This is a genomic window from Bradyrhizobium sp. USDA 4501, assembly GCF_054062115.1.
Genome location: NZ_JBSSEX010000001.1, coordinates 8,260,093 through 8,278,447, shown reverse-complemented (window position 1 = coordinate 8,278,447; position 18,355 = coordinate 8,260,093). Strand labels below are relative to the sequence as shown.

Annotated in this window: 17 protein-coding genes and 1 pseudogene; 9 read left to right on the top strand and 9 right to left on the bottom strand. The window is 63.9% G+C overall.

Annotated features, from left to right (window positions below; translation table 11 throughout):
• Positions 1-48: 48 nt before the first annotated feature.
• The 3 genes from tnpB to ACVWZM_RS38450 are packed head-to-tail and all read right to left on the bottom strand — an operon-like array spanning position 49 to position 1,467.
• Entirely contained in the window at positions 49-402 is a 354-nt protein-coding gene (gene tnpB, locus ACVWZM_RS38460) for an IS66 family insertion sequence element accessory protein TnpB (RefSeq protein ID WP_076834308.1), read from the bottom strand.
• Positions 383-856, bottom strand: coding sequence for an IS66-like element accessory protein TnpA (gene tnpA / locus ACVWZM_RS38455; protein ID WP_253610664.1), 474 nt, complete (start codon positions 854-856; stop codon positions 383-385). Before tnpA ends, tnpB begins: the two co-directional genes overlap by 20 nt.
• Positions 857-903: 47 nt before the next feature.
• Complete coding sequence (locus tag ACVWZM_RS38450; protein ID WP_456855908.1) at positions 904-1,467, bottom strand: hypothetical protein; 564 nt, start codon at positions 1,465-1,467, stop codon at positions 904-906.
• An 85-nt stretch (positions 1,468-1,552) separates the two neighbouring features.
• Between ACVWZM_RS38450 and dprA the strand changes: the two are divergent.
• A pseudogene (gene dprA / locus ACVWZM_RS38445) lies at positions 1,553-2,581 on the top strand (DNA-processing protein DprA); the annotation flags it as partial.
• A gap of 167 nt (positions 2,582-2,748) precedes the next feature.
• Here dprA and ACVWZM_RS38440 read toward each other — a convergent pair.
• Positions 2,749-3,159: a winged helix-turn-helix transcriptional regulator gene (locus ACVWZM_RS38440; RefSeq protein ID WP_038380388.1), complete on the bottom strand. Its 411-nt coding sequence runs from the start codon at positions 3,157-3,159 to the stop codon at positions 2,749-2,751.
• 99 nt (positions 3,160-3,258) lie between these two features.
• On the opposite strand from ACVWZM_RS38440, the gene ACVWZM_RS38435 reads away from it, so the two are divergent.
• Complete coding sequence (locus tag ACVWZM_RS38435) at positions 3,259-3,867, top strand: FMN-dependent NADH-azoreductase (protein ID WP_076834471.1); 609 nt, start codon at positions 3,259-3,261, stop codon at positions 3,865-3,867.
• Between the two features lie 57 nt (positions 3,868-3,924).
• Here ACVWZM_RS38435 and ACVWZM_RS38430 read toward each other — a convergent pair whose 3' ends face one another.
• Positions 3,925-4,083 carry a hypothetical protein gene (locus ACVWZM_RS38430; RefSeq protein WP_092078167.1) on the bottom strand — a complete coding sequence of 53 codons (159 nt, stop codon included), beginning with the start codon at positions 4,081-4,083 and terminating at the stop codon, positions 3,925-3,927.
• 254 nt (positions 4,084-4,337) lie between these two features.
• Positions 4,338-5,111, bottom strand: a complete 774-nt coding sequence (locus ACVWZM_RS38425) for an SDR family NAD(P)-dependent oxidoreductase (protein WP_057020793.1) — start codon at positions 5,109-5,111, stop codon at positions 4,338-4,340.
• Between the two features lie 109 nt (positions 5,112-5,220).
• Here ACVWZM_RS38425 and ACVWZM_RS38420 point away from each other — a divergent pair, with 109 nt between their 5' ends.
• Entirely contained in the window at positions 5,221-5,697 is a 477-nt protein-coding gene (locus ACVWZM_RS38420; protein WP_076834473.1) for a winged helix-turn-helix transcriptional regulator, read from the top strand.
• A 179-nt stretch (positions 5,698-5,876) separates the two neighbouring features.
• Here the strand turns inward: ACVWZM_RS38420 and ACVWZM_RS38415 are convergent.
• Together ACVWZM_RS38415 and ACVWZM_RS38410 are read right to left on the bottom strand one after the other, a co-directional pair.
• Positions 5,877-6,640 (bottom strand): IS5 family transposase gene (locus tag ACVWZM_RS38415; RefSeq protein WP_139481326.1). Its coding sequence is split into 2 segments (ribosomal slippage): positions 5,877-6,302 and positions 6,305-6,640, totalling 762 coding nucleotides; the frame shifts between segments, so codons are not numbered across the junction.
• Between the two features lie 80 nt (positions 6,641-6,720).
• Complete coding sequence (locus ACVWZM_RS38410) at positions 6,721-7,851, bottom strand: IS630 family transposase (protein ID WP_076829362.1); 1,131 nt, start codon at positions 7,849-7,851, stop codon at positions 6,721-6,723.
• Positions 7,852-7,890: 39 nt separating this feature from the next.
• Between ACVWZM_RS38410 and ACVWZM_RS38405 the strand changes: the two genes are divergently transcribed.
• Positions 7,891-8,172 carry a LexA family protein gene (locus ACVWZM_RS38405; RefSeq protein ID WP_076829365.1) on the top strand — a complete coding sequence of 94 codons (282 nt, stop codon included), beginning with the start codon at positions 7,891-7,893 and terminating at the stop codon, positions 8,170-8,172.
• A 16-nt stretch (positions 8,173-8,188) separates the two neighbouring features.
• Here the strand turns inward: ACVWZM_RS38405 and ACVWZM_RS38400 are convergent, their stop codons facing one another.
• Complete coding sequence (locus tag ACVWZM_RS38400) at positions 8,189-9,406, bottom strand: IS4 family transposase (RefSeq protein WP_456855907.1); 1,218 nt, start codon at positions 9,404-9,406, stop codon at positions 8,189-8,191.
• A gap of 1,000 nt (positions 9,407-10,406) precedes the next feature.
• On the opposite strand from ACVWZM_RS38400, the gene topA reads away from it, so the two are divergent.
• From topA to ACVWZM_RS38375, 5 genes are all read left to right on the top strand, one after another.
• Complete coding sequence (gene topA / locus ACVWZM_RS38395) at positions 10,407-13,181, top strand: type I DNA topoisomerase (RefSeq protein ID WP_076834474.1); 2,775 nt, start codon at positions 10,407-10,409, stop codon at positions 13,179-13,181.
• Positions 13,182-15,539, top strand: a complete 2,358-nt coding sequence (gene rnr / locus ACVWZM_RS38390; RefSeq protein WP_456855906.1) for a ribonuclease R — start codon at positions 13,182-13,184, stop codon at positions 15,537-15,539.
• Positions 15,530-15,967 carry a DUF983 domain-containing protein gene (locus tag ACVWZM_RS38385; RefSeq protein WP_018271985.1) on the top strand — a complete coding sequence of 146 codons (438 nt, stop codon included), beginning with the start codon at positions 15,530-15,532 and terminating at the stop codon, positions 15,965-15,967. Before rnr ends, ACVWZM_RS38385 begins: the two co-directional genes overlap by 10 nt.
• Before the next feature lie 36 nt (positions 15,968-16,003).
• A complete protein-coding gene (locus tag ACVWZM_RS38380) occupies positions 16,004-16,753 on the top strand; it encodes an NUDIX hydrolase (RefSeq protein WP_076834478.1) in 750 nt (249 codons plus the stop codon).
• Positions 16,754-16,958: 205 nt separating this feature from the next.
• Positions 16,959-18,284, top strand: a complete 1,326-nt coding sequence (locus tag ACVWZM_RS38375) for an LLM class flavin-dependent oxidoreductase (protein ID WP_076834480.1) — start codon at positions 16,959-16,961, stop codon at positions 18,282-18,284.
• Positions 18,285-18,355: the final 71 nt, after the last annotated feature.

The window sequence follows — 18,355 nt, the reverse complement described above, 5'->3', positions numbered from 1 at the left end:
TTCTTGAATCTGAACCGTTCCGACGCGTCAACCGCTCAACTCAAGAGCTCAGCCGGCAACCTGATATTGCCGCACCGGATGACGGACCATCGCATCGATATCGATGCCGTCGAGGATCCAGTGCAACTGCTCGGTCGTAAGCCGGACGACCGCCTCCTGGCGGCGCGGCCATCGGAACTTGTCCTCGGTCAGCCGCTTCAGGACCAGCACAAAGCCGGACCGGTCGAAGAACAGCAACTTCATCCGGTCGCAACGGCGATTGCAGAACGCAAAAACCGCCGGCACAAACGGATCGAGCGCCATCGTCTCCTGAACCAGAACCGCAAGGCTGTTGATGCCAGCTCGGAAGTCGATCGGCTCACGGTGCAGATAGACCTGCAGGTCACCGCCCAGTCTGAACATGGCCCAGGGCTCCAATGATCGCCGTCAATGCATCCACATCCCCGCATTCCAGCGCGAGCTTCACGCCATTCGGCAGCGACGCGCTCACTTTGGCCGGAGAACAAAAAGCTGGAGACCCCTTGGATTCCGACCCACCCACTTCATCGCAGGTCGCCGGCAAATCCACCGCCTCCACACTGCCTTGCCGCGACAAACCCCGCTCGGCGGCCCCCTCAAGGTGAACCGGGATGAACGCCGAGGGTGACGACGACGGCGCCGACCTGGCCGCGGCGTCCTTCTTGATCCACTTCCGAAGCAGGTTCGCGTTGACCCCATGTTCGAGTGCAAGTCTCGAGACCGAAACGCCAGGCTCAAGGCAGGCCGCCACAAGACGCTCCTTCGATGTCGTCTCAAAGCGCCGGCGACCGTTCCGACCAACAAGCCTGACACGCAGTTTCTGACCATCGTCGCTCATCATGAGGTGTCCACCTATTTAAGTGGACACCTCATGCATCAGAGCACTCAAAACCAAAAGGTGCGGGGAAATTCGCGCTTACCGTCTTTGACGATAGGGGCCTCCAACTGGCCTTGAGCGGAAAGACGATAAACGTTGGAAGGGCTCCAGCATTCGACGCCCAGCTCCATGTAATGATCGAACCAAATGGGGGAGATGCGGTCAAAGCTCAGAATGAATTCTGCGAAAGGATAAGGTCGCGGGCGAACAGGTCTGGGCTCGTCATTTTCCCGGGTGACAACATCATGAATTCCCCCATAACTCGGGGATTCACTCCGGACGAAGTCACTAAGGGGAGAACCCAACTGAGATTCGCCCCCCCTGACTTCAAGAGAGACCTTTTCGGCATCGTAGTTTATGGCTGCGTCGTTTATTCGAGCCCCGGCCAAAGGGATTCTGGCCCTCATATGACTGGCTTCGGGTATCTTCTCAGACAAGCCAAGGGTCTTGGTCTGGACGTGGATCAGGGCATGATCCCGGTGGATGAAATCACCTATTTCATCCTGCCCGAATTGAGTTGGGCTGACTAAAGTCAATAGTCCGAATGCGGCCCAAGCCGCGCGCCGCCTCACGGCGCTTCTCCTAGCTCACGGTACCCCTCCCGGAATCTAGGAACCGGAGTTTCGGTAGGCTTGTGGCGTTTGCGCCATAATACCGGGCCCGCGCACCTTTGCATCGCTGCTCCGCCATTTTGGCGATGCGGCGCACGCGCTGGAGCGCCTGCCTGACCTCGCGCGCCGCGGCGGCGCCTCCGGCCCCGGGCGGATCTGCAGCGAGGCCGACGCCGCCGCCGAGCTCGCGGCCTGCCGCAAATTCGGCATCGATCTCGTCGCGCCGGAGGAAGCGCACTATCCGGCGCGGCTTGCCACCATCGACGACGCGCCGCCGCTGCTTGCCGTGCGCGGCGCGCGCGATACCCTGACGCGGCCGATGATCGCGATCGTCGGCTCCCGCAATGCCTCCGGCGCCGGGTTGAAATTTGCAGGCACCCTGGCGCGCGATCTTGGCGATGCCGGCTTTGTGATCTCGGGCCTCGCCCGCGGCATCGATCAGGCAGCGCACCGCGCCACCGTTGCCAGCAGCACGGTCGCCGTGCTCGCCGGCGGCCACGACAGGATCTATCCGCCGGAGCACGAGGATCTGCTGGCCGCCCTGCTCGAGCGCGGCGCGGCGATCTCGGAGATGCCGCTCGGCCATGTGCCGCGGGCGCGCGACTTTCCCCGTCGCAACCGTTTGATCTCGGGCGCCTCGCTCGGCGTCGTGATCGTCGAGGCCGCGCATCGCTCGGGCTCGCTGATCACGGCGCGGATGGCGGCCGAACAGGGCCGCGAGGTGTTCGCCGTGCCGGGTTCGCCGATCGATCCGCGCGCCGCCGGCGCCAACGACCTGATCAAGCAAGGCGCCACCTTGGTCACCGAAGCCGCCGACGTCATCAGCGCGGTGACGCCGATCATGGAGCGGCCGGTGATGCTTGGCGCGCGCGAGGACGACGAGCCGCTGGACTTTGCCACTGATAGCGGCGATCGCGCCCGCATCATCGATCTGCTCGGGCCGAGCCCGATCAGCCTCGACGATCTGATCCGGATGGCCGACGTGTCGCCGGCCGTTGTCCGCGCCGTGCTGCTCGAGCTCGAGCTCGCCGGCAGGCTCGAACGCCACGGCGGCGGGCTGGTGTCGATGATTTGACGAGCTGAATATCTCGCTCGCGCAAACGCCTGTCCGTCATCCTGAGGAGCGCGCAGCGCGTCTCGAAGGATCGACGGCCCGACTGGTGGCCGTGCATCATTCGAGACGCCTGCTACGCAGGCTCTCAGGATGACGGGTCTGCTTGTCCGAACGCGAAGGCTCCGAACTCAGCCTTCGCCATTCCGCGCGTCGAAATCGTTCCGCGCGCCCTCGATCTCCGGCAGATGCGCGAACGCCCATTCGCCGAGCGCCATCACAGGCACCGCGAGTCCGCGCCCGAGATCGGTCAGCTCGTAGTCGACCCGCGGCGGAATGGTCGGAAACACCGTGCGCGTCACCAGGCCATCGCGCTCCAGGCCGCGCAGCGTCAAGGTCAGCATGCGCTGCGAGATGCCGTTGATCATCCTCTTCAGCTCGTTGAAGCGGCGCGGTCCATCGCGCAGCAGCATGATGACCAGCACGCTCCATTTGTCGCCGACCCGCGACAGCACCGAGGCCACGCCGCGGCAGTCCTGATGCGTCCCGGGACCACGCGGCAGGCCGGTTTCGGCGGTTACATCGATGTGCTCGGGTTCCATTGGTGTGCTCGGGTTTCAAAAATGTGCGTTCTTGCGGAGATTTAAGACGGTCACTCATATAGCGCCAGTTACAAACCTATACCAAAGGTGGCCTCAGCCATGAAACTTCTGCACATCGATTCCTCAGTCCTCGGCCCCCACTCTGTCAGCCGCCAGGTCTCCGCCGCCGCCGTCGAGCGGTTGCGCCAGGCCAATCCGGGCCTCGTCGTCAGCTACCGCGACCTCAGCCAGACCCCGCTCGCCCACCTCTCCGGCCTGCACCTCGCCGCCAGCCAAGGCGCGGCGCCGGATCCGTCGGTGCGCGACGACATCGCGACCGGCCAAGCGGTGCTGGACGAGTTCCTCGCCGCCGACATCGTCGTGATCGGCGCGCCAATGTACAATTTCACGATTCCGAGCCAGCTCAAGGCCTGGATCGACCGCATCCTGGTCGCGGGCAAGACCTTCAAGTATGGCACCGGCGGCGTCGAGGGATTGGCCGGCAACAAGCGCGTCATCATCGCGATCTCGCGCGGCGGCTATTACGGCGCCGACACGCCGATGGCCGCGCTCGAGCACCTCGAGACCTACCTGCGCGGCGTGTTCGGCTTCATCGGCGTCAGGAATGTCGAGTTCATCCCCGCCGACGGCATCCAGGTCGGCCCCGAGCATCGCGAAAAGGCTGTGGCGGGCGCGCTGCAGGCCGCCGGCAGCCTGAACGCAGCCTGATGTGATTCAAAGCGCCTGCCGTCGCTTGGCGGCGGCAGGCCGTTCAGGTGGAGGAACTCAGAACCAGACGCCCTGTATGCCGAGGATGACGGCGACCAGCGAAATCAACAGGCCGATGCCGGAGAACAGCGCGACCGTCACGAACTGCGTCGTATCTGAACTTTCGGATGCGGGCGAAACCGGGATCGACGTCGAAATGCGGGCTGCTTTCGGCATGGCGGCACTCCAAATGATTCCGTGGTGAAAAACTCCCCGCCCAATCAGGAGTCCGGGCAGTACGTCAAAGGTTCAATCCGCGCGATGATAGTCGCAAGCCAAACCGGCCGGTATGAAACGCTTCACACCGGCCGTTCGATACAATGAGAAACAAACCAGAGCGTTTTCGAGCGAAGTGGATACCGGTTCGCGTGAAGAAAACGCGTCAGAATAAAACCAGAGCCCCGGCCCGATTTAATCGGAACGGAAAGGCTCTATCCGCGATAGATCGGCGCGCCCGCCGGTGATGCCGTTGCACCGCCATCGATGAACAGCTCCTGCCCCTGCACATGCGCGGCGTCGTCGGACGCCAGGAACAGCACGGTCTTTGAAATGTGATCGGGCTCGCCGATCCGACCGAGCGGCGTGGTCTTGCCGATCCGCTGCTCGAAGATCTTCTCGGCCTCGGGCGTTGCGATCGCCGCGCCCCAGATCGGCGTGCGCACCGCACCCGGCGCCACCACGTTGACGCGGATGTTGCGCGGCGAGAATTCTGACGCCATCACCCGCGCCATCGCGCGCACGCCGGCCTTGCTCGCGGCATAGGCCGAGTAGCCGGGATTGCCGAGCACGGAGATCACCGAGCCGTTGAGAATGATCGACGCGCCGTCGTTGAGATACGGCGCGACCGCCTGCACCGTGAAGAACACGCCGGTGAGATTGGTCCGGATCACATTCTCGAATGCGGCCAGCGTGGTGCCGCCCACTGGCGTCTGGCCGGGAATGCCGGCATTGGCGAACAGAACGTCATACTTGCCGAACTTCTCGGCGCCCTGCTTCACCGCGGCTTCCAGCGCCGCGACGTCGGTGGCATCAGCCGCCACCGCGAGCGCGTTCGGCCCGAGTTCCCTGGATGCCGCCGCAAGCGTCTCCTTGTTGCGCCCGGTGATGACGACCTTGGCGCCCTCCGCCACGAACAGCTTTGCTGTCGCGAGCCCGATGCCGCTGTTGCCGCCGGTGATCAACGCCGTCTTGTTCGCCAGTCTCATGTCCGCCTCCAGTTGGTTGCATTATTAAACTTCGTTGCTTAGCTATGGCATACGGTTTAATATTGCAACCACACAAGGTTGTGATGGCCCAAATTCCTGGAGACGGTCGGTGAAACGAACCAGCCTTGCAGGCGACAGCTGTCCCGTCGCACGCGCGCTCGACGTGTTCGGCGACTGGTGGTCGCTCCTGATCATCCGCGACGCCAGCCTCGGCCGGCGCCGCTTCGGCGAATTCCAGGCGGGCCTCGGGCTTGCCAAGAACATCCTTGCCACACGGCTGCGCACGCTGGTCGAACGCGGCATCCTGAAGACGGTCCCCGCCTCCGACGGCAGCGCCTATCAGGAATATGTCCTGACGCCGAAGGGCCACGGCATCTTTCCGATCCTGGTCGCGCTGCGGCAATGGACCGAGGAATTCGACGAGCATCCGGACGAGATTGCGACCATCCTGGTCGACCGCGACAAGGGCAAGCCGGTGAAGAAGCTCGCGCTCTATTCGCAGGATGGACGCGTGCTGGGTGCCGCGGATACGACGCTGAAGCCGCGGCCTGCAGCGAAGCGCGCGCGGCGCCTCGTGAGTGCGTAGGACGGGTGTTGCTGGTACGACACGACGGGCAACTCACCAAAAACTTGTCAATCCTCGCCCGCGAAAATATTTCGCTTTATCCGAATGCGCCTCGCGTCGCGAGGATGCGGATGTATGACTCACATACGACGACCCATATTGGGTGTCGTCCCTGCGAAAGCACTAGGTGGTGTGGACATTTATCGCATCCATAAGACGATGGCTGCGAGAGTAACGACGGCCAGGTAATTTCGGGCGGTCTTTTCGAAGCGGGTTGCGACGCGGCGGAACTGCTTGAGTTTTGAGAAGCAGCATTCGACGAGATGACGCTGGGCATAGAGATGCTTGTCCAGCGGATATTTGAGCGCACGTGACGGGTTGTTGGGGATGACGGCGAGCGCGCCTTTGGCAGCGATCGCCTGGCGCAAGTGATCGGCGTCATAAGCCGTATCCGCCATGACGACCTGGGCAGGTAATCCCTCGATCAATTCGGCGGCTTGCGGTACGTCGCTCTTCTGACCTGCGGTGAGCTTGAACCGTACGGGACATCCCAGGCCGCGAACGGCCATATGTATCTTGGTGCTCAGGCCACCGCGCGAGCGACCGATCGCCTGATCTTCAGACCCCCTTTTTTCGCCCCAGCGGCGTGCTGGTGCGCCCGGACGATGGTGGAGTCGACGATCAGATACTCGAAGTCCGGATCACCGGACATCGCTTCGAATATGCGCCACCAGACCCCCTTGATGCTCCATCGACTGAAGCGCCGAAACACGCTGTTCCAGTCTCCAAACACCTCCGGAAGATCACGCCAGGGAGAGCCAGTGCGCACGATCCAAAGTACGCCCTCCACAAACATCCGGTTGTCCCGTCCGGTCGAACCCTTCTGGTCAGGCCGGCCGATGATCAGCGGCGCCATCCGCTCCCATGTCGCGTCGCTCAATACCAAGCGGTCCATCACACCCAAGGCGGCCTCCCCAAAAGCAGCCTTGAATCTGATTTGCGCCTAAAAGGGAATCCTTAGAGTCCACACCACCTAGTAGCTCGTCACAGTGATTTTGACTCTTTGGGTATGCCTGGATAGGCGCGCCCCAGTTTGGTGCGAGCTTTGTCCGTTGTGAACATCCAGTTGATACGGGCGCGAGTTTTGTTTCGCTGCCGCTCCCATGCTGCGATCTCGTTTCTAAGGCGTTTTGGATCGTCGATCCGGCGGCCGAGACACTGCCCTTGGAGCACGCCGATCTCGATCTCGACCATATTGAGCCAACTGGCGTGTTTCGGGGTGTAGTGGAACTCGAGGCGGCGCAGGATGCGGCGGGCCTCGGCGGGGGCAAAGGCCTGGTAGAGGGCGCCGGGGGCATGGATCGACAGATTGTCCTGCACGACACGGATGCAGGCGGCCTTGGGGTAATGGACATCGACGAGTTCGCGCATGCAGTGAGCATAATCCACGGCGGTGCGCCGTTCGGTGACTTTGACGTTACGCCAGGCCCGATGCGGATCGAGGGCGACAAAGAGATTGACGGTGCCGTTGCGGCGGTACTCGTAATCGTAACGCTCGCGCTTTCCCGGCTCGGGTGGGATCGGCTGGCGCACTTCGCCGATGAGCTGGACGGGGGTTTCGTCGAAGCAGACCAGCGGCCGCTCGGGATCAGGCGCTTCAGCGTAGAGATCGAGCACATCTTCCATGCGGGCGACGTATTCGCCATCGACATGGGGAATGCACCACATGTCCCTGCGCCACGGCTTGAGGTCATTATCGGCCAGCCGGCGGCGCACGGTCTCGCCCGACAGGCTGTCATGATCGGTGAGCTTGACCATCACGTCGGCCAGCAGCGCCAGCGTCCAGCGCCTCCGGCCAGCGGGCGGCTTGGCGCATGCGGTCGCCACCAGCAGGGCTTCCTCCTTGCCGGTCAGCTTGCGCTCCGCACCGGGACGCGGCTCCTCACTCAAGGCCCGATCGAGATTGCCTTCCACCAAGCGGCGTTTGGTCCGATAGACGGTGGAGGCGCTTACTCTGACGGTCCGGACAATCTCCTCGTCGCGGCTGCCGATGTCGGCCGCCAGCAAAATCTGGGCCCGCTTGAGTTTGCGAGCGGCATGCTTGCCGCCGCTCAGCATCGCCGTCAGTTCCTCTCGCTCGGCTTGGCTCAATTCAACCCGGTACCGTACATTCATCGTTCGCCTCCCTGTCGGAGGCTCCGGACGAATCGATCCATGAGTCAAAAATCAGGCGCACGCTTTACCGAGAAGCAGGGCCATTATCTGGCTTTCATCTATACCTACTCGCACATGTTCGGACGGCCCCCCGCCGAAGCCGACATGCAGCGTCACTTCGGTGTTAGCCCGCCCTCAGTCCATCAGATGATCGTCACGCTCGAACGTAACGGCCTCATTCGCCGTCGAGCCGATATCCCCAGAAGCATCGAAATCCTCGTGCCGCCAGAGAACTTGCCGATCCTAAGCTGGCTCGGTATCAAACCGTCAAAATCACTGTGACGAGCCACTAGTGCATCTACACGTTTGTCGGGCCATTTGCGAGGATTTGGAAGCGGGCCATTCCGGTGTGGAAGGTGATTGGTCCAGGTGGACGGTGGGAGGCGTAGCCGGTCCATCCGCCGAGTTTTGCGATGATCCATGCCGCCCAAGCAAGAGTGTTGGGGCGATGGTGGTTTTTCTGAAGCTCGGTGCGACCTTTCATGGTTTTGTTGATGGCCCTGAGCGTCTCGATCTCTTCTGCGGTGAAGACAAATTCAGCCGGCAATTCTTCGCCACTGTTGCGGGCCTGAACGAGTTGAATGACGATACATGCCGCTCTGGTGGCGACCGCCACGAGCTTGATCAGGCCTTCGGCGCTCTCGATCTGACTATCCTCGATGCGCAAACCCTGGCTCTTCAGCGAGCGAAAGAGTTGCTCAATGATCCAGCGCTGGCGGTACCAGGAGACGATCTGCCAGGCGTCTTTAACGGTGGCGACCGGATGAGTAGTCAGGAGCAGCCAGCGAATGGGCTCCGCACCTCTCGGCGGATGCAACTCGACCACTTCTACGAAGCTGAGTTTGATGCCCTCCGCCAAGTCGGTGACGCCGGGCCTCTGCGGCCGCTTGAGCACGACGGTTCCGAAGCGCATCGAGAGATGGGCCTGCCGGCCGCGCCGATCCATTCGCTGCGGCAGATCGATCACCGCGTTGTCGCAGAAGCGGCTCCGCTCGACCGCCTGATAAAGTGTGTCGCCATCGACCAGCGCATGGTCGTGCATGGCACGCGACAAAAGATGGACATTCTCAGCTGGCGTCAGCGCCCAGTGAGCAAAGAAATCCCCCTCGCGGTCGTTGACGACGGTGATCATGCGGGCATCTGCCAGGACGTCGCGGCCTTGCTCGGCGGCCGTCACCCAGCGCGCCGACTCCTTGTCGGCCAAGGCGCGCCGCTCATGCGGGATTTTTACCTTGCCTTTGCGCGTCCAAACGTTGCCGCCAGTAAGGCCAAGACAGACCCCGCTGTCGGCATCCACCGCCATCATCGCATGCAACAGCACGCCGCGAGCATTGCCCTTGCCGACTTTGCCCAGCCCGCGCCGCCGTCCCGCCTGGGTCTGGAACTTGACCTCGCTCGTATCCTGGATCGCCAGCACATGACGCCCGCTGACCGCAGTCCGCGTCTGCGCGCTCCAGCCCTCAATCAATTTATTGATCGTGACTTGGGGGTTGTTCACAAACCGCCAGAACGCCATATTGGCAGCCCAATCGCCCCGGGCCATCTGGCGCAAGCAGACGCTGCGCGTGCAAAGCATAGCCCGGAGAAGCGTCGCCCCCTTTTGTCGAGACGAACGTCCCCGAACTCACCCAAAGACAAATCCGGCTGCATCGCTGGCGCTCCTTCGAATCAAAGCGCCAGTGAGAGAATCATACAACATGCTGCAGAGACGCCACTTCTTGCTGCACCGAGTCAATCTGTCGCGCCCCAAAACCGTGTAGACACGCTAGTGCGAAAGCAGGGACCATAACCACCGATGCTGATTGTTGCACGACGCTGGGGCCACAGCCCGCCTGAACAACACTATCCGGTGGTTATAGGTCCCGGCCTGCGCCGGGACGACGGCGGTGGATGTGGCGCGAGCTAGCGTTCTTCCTTTCTCCAGGAAGGGTCGCAAATCACGACTTCTGTTTCGCCGCACCGCGCTGTTTGACATCTTGAATTGCGGTCCATCCCCACCGTCGTCCTGGCGAAAGCCAGGACACGACCCTGCTTCCCGTAACGCCCCTCACGACCGCTTCCTTCGGCTGCGCGAGCGCAGCTGCTCGTCGGCCTCCAGGCGGGCCATCGCGAACAGGCGGTCGAGAACTTCGAGTTTGTGGCGCCGGGCGAGTTTGGCGAGTTAGGTCGCGGCGCCTGCGATCAGGACCAGGGCGTCGTCGGGGCCGCCTTCCCCAGCCGTCTCGTCGCCCGCCGGTCGCCGCCCGCCGGACGCCTTGCGCTTCCGGCCGCCCCCTGTGCTGCTCAAAAGGCCTAATCCGATTCCTACGCTTTATATAAAGAGATAAGCCCTTGCCGGCCGCAACTCTAGGACGCATTTTGCAACCCTTGGGATAGAAACTCCACAGCTTGGCGCCTCCCTTCAATATCTGGCGATTTGACAGGGACCGCCCCAGCACCCATGTTCGCCCCGACACGGCGGGCCGCGAGTCTAGCGGAACCCACCTTCAAGTTTTCCCGTAAGCTATTGGAATGACATGAATATCGTCATTGTGGAGTCGCCGGCCAAGGCCAAGACGATCAACAAATATCTGGGGTCCTCCTACGAGGTCCTGGCGTCGTTCGGCCATGTTCGCGACCTCCCGGCCAAGAATGGTTCCGTCGATCCCGACGCCAATTTCCAGATGATCTGGGAGGTCGATGCCAAGGCCGCGAGCCGGCTCAACGACATCGCCAAGGCGCTCAAAGGTGCCGACCGTCTGATCCTCGCAACCGACCCCGATCGCGAGGGCGAGGCAATCTCCTGGCACGTGCTGGAGGTGATGAAGGAGAAGCGCGCGCTGAAGGACCAGAAGGTCGAGCGCGTGGTGTTCAACGCCATCACCAAGCAGGCCGTCTCCGAGGCGATGAAGGCGCCGCGCCAGATCGATGGCGCGCTGGTCGACGCCTATATGGCGCGCCGCGCGCTGGACTATCTGGTGGGCTTCACCCTCTCCCCCGTGCTGTGGCGCAAGCTGCCCGGCGCCCGCTCCGCCGGCCGCGTACAATCGGTCGCGCTGCGGCTGGTCTGCGACCGCGAGCTCGAGATCGAGAAGTTCGTGCCGAAGGAGTACTGGTCGCTGGTCGCGACGTTGCTGACGCCGCGCGGCGATGCCTTCGAGGCGCGGCTGGTCGGCGCCGACGGCAAGAAGATCGCACGGCTCGACATCGGCTCCGGCGCGGAAGCCGAGGATTTCAAGAAGGCGATCGAGGCGGCCCTGTTCAAGGTTGCGACCGTCGAGGCCAAGCCGGCGCGGCGCAATCCGCAGGCGCCTTTCACCACCTCGACCCTGCAGCAGGAAGCGAGCCGCAAGCTCGGTTTCGCGCCGGCGCACACCATGCGCATCGCGCAGCGGCTCTATGAGGGCATCGACATCGGCGGCGAGACCACCGGCCTCATCACCTATATGCGAACCGACGGCGTGCAGATCGCACCCGAAGCGATCACGCAGGCGCGCAAGGTGATCGGCGAGGACTATGGCAACGCCTACGTGCCGGACGCCCCGCGCCAGTACCAGGCCAAGGCCAAGAACGCGCAGGAAGCGCACGAAGCGATCCGCCCGACCGATCTGTCGCGTCGCCCGGCCACCATCGGCCGACGGCTCGATGCCGATCAGGCGCGGCTTTATGAATTGATCTGGAAGCGCACCATTGCGAGCCAGATGGAGTCGGCCGAGCTCGAGCGCACCACCGTCGACATCGAGGCCAAGGCCGGCTCCCGCGTGCTGGAATTGCGCGCCTCCGGCCAGGTCATCAAGTTCGATGGTTTCCTCGCGCTCTATCAGGAAAGCCGCGACGACGAGGAGGACGAGGATTCGCGCCGCCTGCCCGCGATGAGTGAGGGCGAGGCCGTGAAGCGCCAGAGCCTCGCCGTCACCCAGCATTTCACCGAGCCGCCGCCACGCTTCTCGGAAGCATCATTGGTGAAGCGGATGGAAGAGCTCGGCATCGGCCGCCCCTCGACCTACGCCTCGATCCTGCAGGTCCTGAAGGACCGCGGCTATGTCAAGCTCGAGAAGAAGCGGCTGCACGGCGAAGACAAGGGCCGCGTCGTGGTCGCGTTCCTGGAGAACTTCTTCTCGCGCTACGTCGAATACGACTTCACCGCCGATCTCGAGGAGCAGCTCGACCGCATCTCCAACAATGAGATCGCCTGGCAGCAGGTGTTGCAGGACTTCTGGCGCGGCTTCATCGGCGCGGTCAACGACATCAAGGACCTGCGCGTCGCCGAGGTGCTCGACGCGCTCGACGAGATGCTCGGCCCGCATATCTATCCGCCGCGCGCGGATGGCGGCGACGTCAGGCAATGCCCGACCTGCGGCACCGGCCGGCTCAACCTCAAGGCCGGCAAGTTCGGCGCCTTCGTCGGCTGCTCGAATTATCCGGAATGCCGCTACACCCGTCCGCTCGCGGCCGACAGCGCCGAGAGCGCCGACCGCGTGCTCGGCACCGATCCCGACACCGGCTTCGATGTCACGGTGAAGGCCGGCCGCTTCGGCCCCTACATCCAGCTCGGCGAGCAGAAGGACTACGCCGAAGGCGAGAAGCCGAAGCGCGCGGGCATTCCAAAGGGCACCTCACCGGCTGATGTCGATCTCGAACTGGCACTGAAACTGCTGTCGCTGCCGCGCGAGATCGGGAAGCATCCGGAAACCGGACAGCCGATCACCGCCGGCCTCGGCCGGTTCGGGCCGTTCGTCAAGCACGAGAAGACTTATGCGAGCCTCGAGGCCGGCGACGAGGTCTTCGACATCGGGTTGAACCGTGCCGTCACGCTGATCGCGGAGAAGATCGCGAAGGGCCCGAGCGGCCGCCGCTTCGGTGCCGATCCCGGCAAGCCGCTCGGCGATCATCCGACGCTCGGCGCGGTCGCGCTGAAGAACGGCCGCTACGGCGCCTATGTCGCGGCGGGCGGCGTCAACGCGACGATCCCGAGCGACCGCACCCCCGACCAGATCACGCTCGCGGAGGCGATCGCGCTGATCGACGAGCGCGCGGCCAAGGGCGGCGGCAAGAAGGCCAAGAAGGCCAAGGCGGAAAAGCCCGCCAAGGCCACGAAGGCCAAGGCAGCAAAGGCTGAAGATGCCGACGGTGACGCCGACGCCAAGCCCGCCAAGAAGGCTGCGTCGAAGAAAGCCGCGGCGAAGCCGAAAACGGATGCGACCAGCAAGGCGCGCGCGCCGGTCGCCTCCGGTGCCAAGACGTCGCCTGCAAAATCATCGGCACCAGCGAAAGCGCCCGCGAAGAAAAGCGCCGGCAAGGCACGAGGATAAGTGAAACGAAAACCCGACCATGGCTTTCCGGGCCGGGACGCCATCGTCGCCTTCATCCGCGCCAATCCAGGCAAGGTCGGCACCCGCGAGATCGCGCGCGAGTTCGGCCTGAAGAACGCCGACCGCGTCGAGCTGAAGCGGATCCTCCGTGAGCTCGCCGACGACGGCACGATTGCCAAGCGCGGCCGCAAGATCCACGAGCCGGCGGCGCTGCCACCGACCCTGCTCGCCGACATCACCGGCCGCGACAGCGACGGCGAGCTGATCGCCACGCCCGCCGAGTGGGACTCGGACGAGAACGGCACCGCCCCGAAAATCCGTATCGAGACGCCGCGGCGGCCGAAGCCCGGCACCACCGCCGGCGTCGGCGACCGCGCGCTGCTGCGCGTCGAAGTCACGGATGAGCAAGACGGCACACCCTATCGCGGCCGCGTCATCAAGGTGATCGATCACGGGCGCACCCGGATCCTCGGCATCTTCCGTGGCAATCCCGATGGCGGCGGGCGCCTGATCCCGGTCGACAAGAAGCAGGCCGGCCGCGAGCTCAACATCGCCAAGGCCGACAGCGGCGGCGCCGAAGACGGCGATCTCGTCAGCGTCGACCTGATCCGCACCCGCGGCTACGGCCTCGCCTCCGCCCGCGTCAAGGAGCGGCTCGGTTCGATCGCCAGTGAGAAGGCGATCAGCCTGATCGCGATCAACACCCACGATATCCCGCAGGTGTTCTCCACTTCTGCGCTGCGCGACGCTGAAGACGCCAAGCCCGCAACCTTGCAGGGCCGCGAGGACTGGCGTGACGTGCCGCTCGTCACCATCGATCCGCCGGATGCCAAGGATCACGACGACGCGGTGCATGCGGAAGTCGATCCCGATCCGAACAACAAGGGCGGCTTCATCGTCCATGTCGCGATCGCCGACGTCGCCTTCTATGTGCGGCCCGGCTCGGCGCTCGACCGCGACGCGCTGCAGCGCGGCAACTCGGTGTATTTCCCTGATCGCGTCGTGCCGATGCTGCCCGAGCGGATCTCCAACGATCTCTGCTCGCTGGTGCCGGGCGAGCCGCGCGGCGCGCTCGCGGTGCGCATGGTGATCGGCGCCGACGGCCGCAAGCGCTCGCATACCTTCCACCGCGTGCTCATGCGCTCGGCTGCGAAGCTCCATTACGCGCAGGCACAGGCTGCTATCGACGGACGGCCCGACGACATCACCGGCCCCATCCTCGATCCGGTCCTCAAACCGCTGTGGTCGGCCTACGAGCTGGTCAAGCTTGCACGCAACGAGCGCGACCCGCTCGATCTCGATCTGCCCGAGCGCAAGATCCTGCTGAAAGCCGACGGCACCGTCGATCGCGTGATCGTGCCGCAGCGGCTCGACGCGCACCGGCTGATCGAGGAGTTCATGATCCTCGCCAACGTCGCCGCGGCCGAGATGCTGGAGAAGAAGGCGCTGCCGCTGATCTACCGCGTGCACGACGAGCCGAGCCAGGAGAAGGTGCACAACCTGCAGGAATTCCTGAAGACGCTCGACCTGCCCTTCACCAAGCAGGGCGCGCTGCGTCCCACGCAATTCAACCGCGTGCTGGCGCAGGTTGCCGGCGAGGACTACGAGCCGCTGGTCAACGAGGTGGTGCTGCGTTCGCAGGCGCAGGCGGAATACTCCGCCGAGAACTACGGCCATTTCGGCTTGAACCTGCGCCGCTACGCGCACTTCACCTCGCCGATCCGCCGCTATGCCGATCTGATCGTGCATCGCGCGCTGATCCGCGCGCTCGGGCTTGGCGAAGGCGCGTTGCCGACCGATGAAACCGTGGAGACGCTCGCCGAGATCGCCGCGCAGATTTCCGTCACCGAGCGCCGCGCGATGAAGGCGGAGCGTGAGACCACCGACCGCCTGATCGCGCATTTCCTTGCCGATAAGGTCGGCGCCTCGTTCCAGGGCCGCATTTCCGGCGTGACGCGATCCGGCCTGTTCGTGAAGCTCGACGACACCGGCGCCGACGGTCTGATCCCGATCCGCACCATCGGCAGCGAATATTTCAACTACGACGAAACTCGCCACGCGCTGATCGGCACGCGCAGCGGCACCATGTATCGGCTCGGCGACGTCGTCGATGTGCGTCTGGTGGAAGCCGCGCCGATAGCCGGCGCGCTGCGATTTGAGTTATTATCCGATGGTCAGGCAATTCCGCGCGGCAGAAAACGCGACAGCGTAAGGGCCGAGCGCCGTGCCGCCGGATTTGACAAGGGACCAAAACGATCAGGCAAGAAGGCGCACAAGGAGCGGAAATCGCGCAAGAAGGATCGCAAGCCGGCGCAGCAGAAGTCCGGCAAATCAAAGCGAGGCAAGTCATGGAAGTGACACCACCGACAGTGGTCTGGACTCGCGAGGCGGCCGAGCCCGAGAAGCGCGACGTGTGGAGCGCGATGAAGCGCGGGTTCCGCTGCCGCTGTCCGCGCTGCGGAAAAGGCAGACTGTTCCGCAAGTTTCTCAAATGCGACGGCCATTGCCCGGTCTGCGACCTCGACTTCACGCCGCATCGCGCGGACGATCTGCCTGCCTATCTCGTCATCGTTATCGTCGGCCATATCGTGGTACCGATGGCGCTGTGGATCGAGACCAATTATTCTCCGCCGGTGTGGCTGCAACTTGCGATCTATCTGCCGTTCACGCTGTTCGCATCGCTGGCGCTGTTGCAGCCGGTGAAGGGAGCCGTGATCGGCTTGCAATGGGCCCTGCGCATGCATGGCTTTGACGAGAATCCCCCTAGCGACATCCCGCCGGTCTAGCTAAACCGGGCCGCAAGAAGAAATGAAAGGGATGAAATGACTGAAGCTGCCGCGCCCGCCGCTGTCGTCCACCAGGGCGAAAAAGAAGCCGACCATCATGCGTATTTCCGGCCGAAGGATGCGGCGACGCTGATCCTGATCGATCGCTCCGGCGCCAAGCCGAAGGTGCTGGTCGGCAAGCGTCACGACAAGGTCGTGTTCATGCCCGGCAAATTCGTTTTCCCCGGCGGCCGCGTCGACAAGGCCGACAACCGCGTGCCGGTCGCAGCGCCGATCACGCCGGAGCTCGAAGCCAATCTGTTGAAGGGCAGCCCGAAGATCACGCCCGGCCGCGCGCGTGCGCTTGCCAACGCCGCGATCCGCGAGGCCTGCGAAGAGACCGGGCTCTGCCTCGGCCGCAAGGTCGAGAAGCGGCACAAGCTCGACGGGCCCTGGGCACCGTTCGCCGACGCGGGTCTCTTGCCCGATCCGTCCGGCCTGTTCCTGATCGCGCGCGCGATCACCCCGCCCGGCCGCGTCCGCCGCTTCGACACGCGCTTCTTCACTGCCGACGCGTCGACCATCGCGCATCGTGTCGAGGGCGTGGTGCATGCCGACGCCGAGCTGGTCGAGCTGGTCTGGGTCGAGATCGGCTCCGAGCCGCTCGCCGACGCGCATGCCATGACCAAGAACGTGCTCGCCGAGCTCGACCGCCGTCTCGCCACCGGCCCGCTCCACCACGACGCGCCGGTGCCGTTCTTCCATTTCTACGGCGGCAAGATGCAGAAGGACGTGCTGGGGGTGTAGTATGATCCTCGTCATTCCGAGGCGATGCGCAGCATCGAACCCGGAATCCCGAGATTGCGGCGCGAGATTCCGGGTTCATCGCTGCGCGATGCCCCGGAATGACACTGTCGAGAGAGCGGCCAAAAACAAAATAATCTTCCCGATGGCGCGCCGCGAAACGCCTCCCTATCTGTTCCGCTAACGACATCAAGGACGGAACGGGGCAATGGCGAAGCGTCAACTCAAGCTCGGCGCGTTCATGCGGCCGATCAGCATTCACACCGGTGCCTGGCGCTATCCCGGGGCCTGGCCCGACGCCAATTTCAACTTCGACCACATCAAGACGCTGATCCGCAAGCTCGAGGCCGGCAAATTCGACGCCTTCTTCATGGCCGACCATCTTGCCGTGCTGAACATGCCGATCAACGCGCTGAAGCGCAGCCACACCGTGACCTCGTTCGAGCCGTTCACGCTGCTATCGGCGCTCGCCGCCGTGACGGAGAATATCGGCCTGATCGCGACCGGTTCGACCACCTTCGACGAGCCCTATCACGTCGCGCGGCGCTTCGCCTCGCTCGACCACATCTCGGGCGGCCGCGCCGGCTGGAATATCGTCACCACGTCCAATCCGGACGCGGCGCTGAATTTCGGCCTCGACGATCACATGGAGCACGCCGAGCGCTACAGGCGCGCCCGCGAGTTCTACGACGTCGTCACCGGCCTGTGGGATTCCTTCGCCGATGACGCGTTCGTGCGCGACGTCGAGTCCGGACTGTTCGTCGATCCCGACAAGATGCATGTGCTCAATCACAAGGGCAAATATCTCTCGGTGCGCGGCCCGCTGAACATCGCCCGCCCCGTGCAGGGCTGGCCTGTCATCGTGCAGGCCGGCGCTTCCGATGACGGCAGGCAGCTTGCGGCCGAGACCGCGGAAGCCGTGTTCACCGGCGGCGGCAGCCTGGCCGACGGACAGAAGCTCTATGCCGACATCAAGGGCCGCATGGAGAAGATCGGCCGCGATCCCGAGCATCTGAAGATCTTGCCCGGCGCCTTCGTCGTGGTCGGTGACAGCGTCGAAGAAGCAAAAGAGAAGCGCGCGCTGCTCGACAGCCGCGTGCATTACGACAGCGCGATCGCCTCGCTGTCGGTGATCCTCGGCACCGATGCGTCCGGCTTCGATCCCGACGGACAGTTGCCGCCGATCCCCGAAACCAATGCAAGCAAAAGCGGCCGGCAGCGCCTCGTCGATGTCGCGGCGCGCGACAAGCTCACCGTGCGCCAGCTCGCGCAGCGCGTCGGCGGCTATGGCGGGCTCGCCTTCGTCGGCACGCCGCAGACCATCGCCGACCAGATGGAGGAATGGCTGACCGGCCGGGGCAGCGACGGCTTCAACATCATGTTCCCCTATCTGCCGCAGGGCCTGTTCGAGTTCGTCGACAAGGTGGTGCCGGAACTGCAAAAGCGCGGGATTTTCCGCACTGAGTACGAAGGTCGGACCCTGCGCGAGAATTTGGGCCTGCCGCGGCCGAAAAATCAGTTCTTCGAGGGGTAATAGGCCCGGAATCGGGGTGATCTTGGCTCAGAAATCCTTGACTTTGGGCTGTTTCTGGCTAGTTTCCCGGC

Bases quoted from the DNA above. Each gene is read 5' to 3' on its own strand.
- tnpB (WP_076834308.1), bottom strand. From the start codon at position 402: ATGTTCAGACTGGGCGGTGACCTGCAGGTCTATCTGCACCGTGAGCCG.
- tnpA (WP_253610664.1), bottom strand. From the start codon at position 856: ATGAGCGACGATGGTCAGAAACTGCGTGTCAGGCTTGTTGGTCGGAAC.
- ACVWZM_RS38440 (WP_038380388.1), bottom strand. From the start codon at position 3,159: ATGGAACCCGAGCACATCGATGTAACCGCCGAAACCGGCCTGCCGCGT.
- ACVWZM_RS38435 (WP_076834471.1), top strand. From the start codon at position 3,259: ATGAAACTTCTGCACATCGATTCCTCAGTCCTCGGCCCCCACTCTGTC.
- ACVWZM_RS38430 (WP_092078167.1), bottom strand. From the start codon at position 4,083: ATGCCGAAAGCAGCCCGCATTTCGACGTCGATCCCGGTTTCGCCCGCA.
- ACVWZM_RS38425 (WP_057020793.1), bottom strand. From the start codon at position 5,111: ATGAGACTGGCGAACAAGACGGCGTTGATCACCGGCGGCAACAGCGGC.
- ACVWZM_RS38410 (WP_076829362.1), bottom strand. From the start codon at position 7,851: ATGAATGTACGGTACCGGGTTGAATTGAGCCAAGCCGAGCGAGAGGAA.
- ACVWZM_RS38405 (WP_076829365.1), top strand. From the start codon at position 7,891: ATGAGTCAAAAATCAGGCGCACGCTTTACCGAGAAGCAGGGCCATTAT.
- ACVWZM_RS38400 (WP_456855907.1), bottom strand. From the start codon at position 9,406: ATGGCGTTCTGGCGGTTTGTGAACAACCCCCAAGTCACGATCAATAAA.
- topA (WP_076834474.1), top strand. From the start codon at position 10,407: ATGAATATCGTCATTGTGGAGTCGCCGGCCAAGGCCAAGACGATCAAC.
- ACVWZM_RS38385 (WP_018271985.1), top strand. From the start codon at position 15,530: ATGGAAGTGACACCACCGACAGTGGTCTGGACTCGCGAGGCGGCCGAG.
- ACVWZM_RS38380 (WP_076834478.1), top strand. From the start codon at position 16,004: ATGACTGAAGCTGCCGCGCCCGCCGCTGTCGTCCACCAGGGCGAAAAA.
- ACVWZM_RS38375 (WP_076834480.1), top strand. From the start codon at position 16,959: ATGGCGAAGCGTCAACTCAAGCTCGGCGCGTTCATGCGGCCGATCAGC.